Source organism: Halomonas sp. 707D4, assembly GCF_024158685.1.
Lineage (GTDB): Bacteria > Pseudomonadota > Gammaproteobacteria > Pseudomonadales > Halomonadaceae > Vreelandella.
Genome location: NZ_JAMZBD010000183.1, coordinates 1 through 5893, shown reverse-complemented (window position 1 = coordinate 5893; position 5893 = coordinate 1). Strand labels below are relative to the sequence as shown.

Here is a 5893-nt window from a genome sequence, read left to right as displayed (position 1 = left end):
TGCCTCTCGGATGAAGGCGACTTCTGCATGGTCGGCGCTTACCCGACGGGCCAGCAGCCGGATCTCGAGCGCGGCGACCCGGCGAGGATGCCGACGGTTGAGGCGCGAATTGCCCGGGTACCCACCCCCGAACGCGACCCGTTCGGTGCGCCGCTGGGCGGTGACTGGCCAAGGTCGGCGTGATGCTCATCGACTGCATCCGCATATAGACGACCAGTCTATTTTGATCTAGGCTCGCGGCCATGACGGCGATCGCCGAGCCCGCGGTTCGTCCCTGAAACGCCCGGGCGGCGCTGGATGGCGCTTGCAAAGCCACCTACGCTCTAGTGACGCCCAAACCCACTGAAAAGAGGAACCCATTATGAACATTCTCGTCGTCGTGACTTCCCACGATAAGCTGGGCGACACCGGCAAGAAGACCGGTTTCTGGCTCGAGGAGCTGGCCGCACCCTACTACGCCTTCCTCGATGCCGGCGCCGCGCTGACCCTGGCCTCTCCCGCTGGCGGCCAGCCGCCGCTGGACCCGTCGAGCGACGCCCCGGATGCCCAGACCGAAGCCACCAACCGGTTCAAGCAGGATCTCGACGCCCAGCACGCGCTGGCCCACACCCGCAAGCTCGACGACGTCGACCTCGATGACTTCGATGCCATCTTCTACCCCGGCGGCCACGGCCCGCTGTGGGATCTGGCCGAAAGCGCCACTTCGGTGCGCCTGATCGAGGACGCCCTAGCCGCCGGCAAACCGGTCGCGGCGGTGTGCCATGCGCCGGGCGTGCTGCGCCACGTGAGAGGTGAAGGCGGCAAGCCCCTGGTCGCCGGTCGCAAGGTCACCGGCTTCAGCAACAGCGAAGAAGACGCCGTGGGGCTCGTGAACGTGGTACCGTTTCTGGTCGAGGACATGCTCAAGGAGCAAGGCGGCGAGTACTCGAAGGGCGATGACTGGAGTGCCTACGTGGTGGAGGACGGTCTCTTGATCACCGGCCAGAACCCGGGCTCTTCCGAGGCGACTGCCCAGGCGCTGCTGAAACGTCTTTCCTGATGACCACCCCAAGGAGAATGGAATGCCCGCTTACGTCGTACTGACCCGCGAACGTACCCACGACGCCGACGAACTGGCGCAGTACGGTGCCAAGGCCAAGGCCGCCCGCGAAGGCCACGACCCAGAGCCTCTCGCCTTCTACGGCGATTTCGAAGTGCTCGAGGGAAGTGACATGGAGGGCGCGGTGATCCTGCGCTTTGACGACATGGCCGCCGCCCGCGCCTGGTACCAGAGCGACGCCTACCAGGATGCGCGTCGCCACCGCTTCCAGGGCGCCGACTACCGGGTGTTCATCGTGGAGGGGCTGGAGGCGATGTAAGCCTCGGCCTTTTGCTCGCGACAAGGCCGTTCGCCCCTCGGGCGAGCGGCCTTGTCGTATTCATGGGGGCACTCATTGCCAAAACGCGCCTCATGTACAATTATTGTAAAATAACTGTACAGGAGAGTGACGATGGCGGATTTCAAGCAGCGCGAATGGGTGAAATGGAAGTGGGGAGACAATTGGGCCAAGGGCCAGGTCACCAAGAAATACCATGAGGAGGTCACGCGCAAGCTTCAGGGCAGCGAAGTGACGCGCAAGGGGAGCGAGAAGAACCCGGCCTACCTGATCAAGCAGGAAGACGGCAGTCGGGTGCTGAAACTTCATACCGAGATCAAAAAGGCCTAGCCGGGAGAGCGTCATGAAATTTGATCGGTTCAAACAGCTGACGGGCCAATCCGCCATCAAGGAGCTGCATATCGAGTCCCACGAGGGAGATGTGTTCGTTCTGCGGGTGTTGACCCAAAGTGGCGAGGAGGAGGTTCTCGAGGACGAACACGGTCAGCCCCTTCGGCCCCAGTCATTGGGGGAGGCACGAAAGATGCTGATCGATGCTGGCGGCTTCGAAGCCCTTCCCCTGTTTCTGGTACAGCAAGTGCCCTACGACGAAATGATTGGCCTCGACGCTCGTCAGGAAGCCCACAAGACACCGCTGTCGCTTCACGCCGGGTTGTAAGCCAGCGATTCCTCTTTTGAATGAAAAAGCCCTTTCCTGGTGAAAGGGCTTTTTTTATTGGCGATGACAGGCCGGCTCGAACAATCCTCCATTGATCCCTGCATTAGATGAGAACTATTCTTCTCTTGGGGTATCCCAAGTATCGACCCGACATGGACGCTGGAGACGTATTTTGCTGATCAAAAGGAAGAAGGCTCGATCCCATACCGAAGACCGCTGCCTGGCGCTGGTGCTGGCCACTGCCGCCGGGGTGCTCAATGCCATGGCCCTGGGGGCTTTCGGTTTTCTGCCCTCCCACATGAGCGGCAACGTCTCGCAGATCTCCGACGAAGTGGTCAGTGCCGATACCTTCGGCTTTGTGTTTCTGGCGTTGCTTTTGCTGGCCTTCGTGACCGGTGGAATGCTGGCCCGAATAACCGTGGTACTGGGCGAAAAGATCCGTACCATCTTCTGTCTGATCCTGCTGGCGGAAGGAGTGGCCTTGGTGGGCATCTCTTTGTTCGAGATCCTGATGTACTCCCCACGTTTCAATTCCGAGGTGCTGCTGGCCCTGGGCTTTCTAATGGGGGTACACAACTCGACCTCGACCCAGCTCTCCAACGGGCGAGTGCGCGCCACCCACGTGACCGGCACCCTAACCGATGCGGGCATCGCGCTGGGCTCGTTCGTCTCGTCATTCTTTTCTCGTGGCAAGGCTCAGGAGCGGTACCTTTCCCGCAAGCAGTTGCATACCCACTTGACCACGATCTTCTCGTTTCTGAGCGGATGTATCGCGGGGCTCTTGCTGTTCGACCTGTTCGGCTTCCAGGCCATGCTGGCGCTCGGTGTGTTTCTGATGGTGGTGGCGGCAAGCGCCATCATGATCACGGTGCGCACCGCCAGCAAGCTCATGGTCGCGCGGCGGGCGCCATCGCTTTAATCGCAGGAGACGATGCAAAGGTAGGAAAGGATCACGTCCACCGCGTGGGCGCGGCGCTCTGCGAGCCAGGCGGGCGCCGCCAGATCCTCGTCGAAAATGATCGAGAGGGTGTCGCGCTGGTTGATGTGAGTGATCGAAAGCGAAAGAATCGAGAGGTAAAGCTGGGTGGGGTCCACGTCGGCGCGGAACTCCCCGGCGGCCTCGCCGCGCGCCAGCGTCTCGCGAATCATGCCCAGCAGCGGCGTGGTCTGCTGAACCACCCGGCTGGACTTGCGCAGCATGCGCCCGCCCAATAGATTCTCGTTGCGCACGAGACTGGTGAACTCCGGGTGCCCGGCCATGTGATCGAAGGTGAACTCGACCAGCGCGCGCATGCCCGCGACCGGCTCGAGCCCGCCCAGGTTGAGCGCCTGCTCCTTGGTGCGAAGCTCCTCGTAGACCCGCTCGAGCACGGCGAGATACAACCCCTCCTTGTCGGTGAAGTAGTGATAGGCCATGCGCACGTTGCACTCGGCGCCGGCCACGATGCGCTGCATGCGGGCGCCATCGTAGCCATACTCACAGAACTCCCGCGTGGCGGCCTGCAAGAGGCGCTCGCGGGTTTCCCGGGCGTCGCGGCGCCGAGGGCTCGTCGTCTCGTTCGGGCTCATCCATTCCTCCTTTTTGCTGGCCCTAGAGGCCCAGTGCGATACCGTCGCTTCGCGGGTCGTGGGCGGCGAAGGCCCCCTTCTCCGGGTGGAGGAGCACCGCCCCGGGGTGGCCCGCCAACGCGCTTTGCGCGGACAGCAGGCTCACCTGGTGGCCGCGCCGGGCCAGCTCGGCGACGACCTCGGCCCCAGCATCCTCTTCGAGCTTCAGGGTATCGCGGCCATCGGAGAAGGTACGCCCCAATAGAAAGCGCGGTGCCTTGAGCGCGCTGAGCGGGTCCAGCCCGTAGTCTATCAAGCGAGTGAGCACCGCCGCCAAGGTCTGCGGCTGGCCGTCGGCGCCCTGGGTGCCGTACAGCAGGCGCGGCTTGCCGTTCACCCGGTACATGCCCGGGTTCAAGGTGTGAAAGGGCCGCTTGCCCGGCGCCAGCACGTTGGGGTGGTTGGGGTCGAGGCTGAACGCCGCCCCGCGGTTGTGCCACAGGATGCCGGTATCGCCGGCCGTAACGCCGCTGCCCCAATCGTAGTAGATCGTCTGCAGCATCGAGACGGCGTTGCCGAACCGGTCCGCCGCCGCAAGGTAGACCGTATCGCCGTGCTGGTAAGGAGGCGGCCAGTCAAGCGCCCGGGCCGGGTCGATGTGCGCCGCCTGGGCGTCGAGGTGCGCGGTGCCCAGCAGCCGCTCGACGGGCACCGAGGCGAAATCCGGGTCGGCCAGGTGCGCGTTGCGATCAAGGAAGGCGCGCTTCACCGCCTCGACCAGCAGATGGTAGTAGTCGGCACTCCCCTCCTCGATGCCGCTTAGGTCGAAGCGCTCGAGGATGCCCATGATCTCGAGGGTCGTCATGCCCTGGGTGGGCGGACGATGGGCGAGAAGCACCCCGCCCCGGTAGGCCACCGACAGCGGCGCCTCGATGCGCGCCCGGGTGGCCGCCAGGTCCACTGCGGTGAGCGGCGAACCGGCTTCCGCGAGCCCTTTGGCGATACGCGCGCCGAGTTCGCCCTCGTAGAACTCCCGGTGGCCGCGCGTGGCGATCGCCTCGAGGGAGGCGGCAAGCCGTGGCTGGCGCAGGGTATCGCCCTCTTGCGGCAGTCGGCCGTCGGGCATGAAGAGCGCGCGCACGCCGGGCAGCTCTGCCATCTCGTCGCGGCGAAAATCGAGCCAGAAGCGCTGCGACGGGCTGACCTCGAAACCGTCGCGAGCCAGCGCGATGGCCGGCTCCAGCAGCGCCTGCCAGCTCATCGTGCCGCCGCACTGGCGGCGCGAAATCTCGTGGGCCTGGCCCCAGGTATCCACGGTGGCGGCGGTGGTCAGCAGGGAGCCCGCCCCCCGGGCCGGCAAGGTGCCGGAAAGATCGAGCCGGGCCTTCGGCGCCTGGCCGATGCCCGAGAGCGTTCGCACGCCGCCGTCGGCATCGGCGATGATCATGAAGGCGTCGCCGCCGAGCCCGGTGAAGTGCGGGTAGGTGACGCCAAGACACGCCCCCATGGCGATCGCGGCCTCCACCGCGTTGCCACCCCGGCGCAACACTTCGCGCCCCGCGTCGGTGGCCAGCGTGTGCGGGCTGGTCACCACGCCCTCGAAGGAGTGGGCCAGCGCCGGTGAATCATTTCGCGTCGAAAAGACCAAGTTGCAACTCCTTGTGCTGGCGGACTAGCCGTAAACCGCGTTGGGCAGCCACATGCTGATCGCCGGAACGTAGGTCAGCAGCATCAGGGCGAACAGGGCGATCGCGATGAAAGGCAGCGCGCCGCGCACCGCCTGGACGTAGTCGACACCCTTGAGCGTGCCCGCCACGAACAGGTTGAGCCCGAAAGGCGGGGTGAACATGCCGATCGCGCCGTTGACGGTGAGTACGGCACCCAGATGGACCGGGTCGATCCCCACTCGCAGTCCCACCGTGTAGAACAGCGGCGCGAGGATCACCATGATCGAGGAGGCATCCAGGAACATGCCGGCGATCAGCACCGTGACGTTGATCAGCAAGAAGATGTGGTAGGGGTTCTCGGAAAGCGACAGGATGGCGTTGGCAAGCTGGGTGGCCAGGCCGTTGCTGGTCAGAAACCAGGCCAGCACCGAGGCGGCCGCCAGAATGATCATCACCTGGGCGGTGGTGGTCGCCGCCTCCACCATGCTGAGGAAAAGCTCCTTGAGGCTCTTCTCGCGGTAGATCAGCGCCGAGACCAGCAGCGCATAGACCACCGAGACGGCGGCGGCTTCGGTGGGCGTGAAGACGCCGAGATAGATACCGCCGAGCACCACCACCGGCACCCCGAGCCCCCAGGACGCCTC

General features: G+C 64.7%; 8 protein-coding genes and 1 pseudogene. 6 read left to right on the top strand and 3 right to left on the bottom strand.

Going from position 1 to position 5893, the window contains the following annotated elements; genetic code table 11:
- The 6 genes and pseudogenes from BIS11_RS09400 to BIS11_RS09375 all read left to right on the top strand — a co-directional run.
- Positions 1-183 (top strand): annotated as a pseudogene (locus BIS11_RS09400) (cupin); the annotation flags it as partial.
- Between the two features lie 178 nt (positions 184-361).
- Entirely contained in the window at positions 362-1039 is a 678-nt protein-coding gene (locus BIS11_RS09395) for a type 1 glutamine amidotransferase domain-containing protein (RefSeq protein WP_253425260.1), read from the top strand.
- A gap of 22 nt (positions 1040-1061) precedes the next feature.
- The gene (locus BIS11_RS09390; RefSeq protein ID WP_253425257.1) at positions 1062-1358 is read left to right on the top strand and encodes a DUF1330 domain-containing protein; all 297 of its coding nucleotides are present in this window, start codon (positions 1062-1064) and stop codon (positions 1356-1358) included.
- Positions 1359-1490: 132 nt separating this feature from the next.
- Positions 1491-1706 (top strand): DUF2945 domain-containing protein, encoded by a 216-nt coding sequence (locus BIS11_RS09385; RefSeq protein WP_253425254.1) that lies wholly within the window; start codon positions 1491-1493, stop codon positions 1704-1706.
- A 13-nt stretch (positions 1707-1719) separates the two neighbouring features.
- Positions 1720-2034 carry a DUF6482 family protein gene (locus BIS11_RS09380; protein WP_253425250.1) on the top strand — a complete coding sequence of 105 codons (315 nt, stop codon included), beginning with the start codon at positions 1720-1722 and terminating at the stop codon, positions 2032-2034.
- Between the two features lie 172 nt (positions 2035-2206).
- The gene (locus tag BIS11_RS09375) at positions 2207-2953 is read left to right on the top strand and encodes a YoaK family protein (protein WP_253425247.1); all 747 of its coding nucleotides are present in this window, start codon (positions 2207-2209) and stop codon (positions 2951-2953) included.
- Here the strand turns inward: BIS11_RS09375 and BIS11_RS09370 are convergent.
- From BIS11_RS09370 to BIS11_RS09360, 3 genes are all read right to left on the bottom strand, one after another.
- Complete coding sequence (locus BIS11_RS09370; protein ID WP_253425244.1) at positions 2950-3603, bottom strand: TetR/AcrR family transcriptional regulator; 654 nt, start codon at positions 3601-3603, stop codon at positions 2950-2952. The genes BIS11_RS09375 and BIS11_RS09370 overlap by 4 nt on opposite strands.
- 22 nt (positions 3604-3625) lie before the next feature.
- Complete coding sequence (gene ggt / locus BIS11_RS09365; RefSeq protein ID WP_253425241.1) at positions 3626-5230, bottom strand: gamma-glutamyltransferase; 1605 nt, start codon at positions 5228-5230, stop codon at positions 3626-3628.
- 24 nt (positions 5231-5254) lie between these two features.
- On the bottom strand, positions 5255-5893 hold a 639-nt coding region (locus BIS11_RS09360), incomplete at its 5' end, for a TRAP transporter large permease (protein ID WP_253585963.1).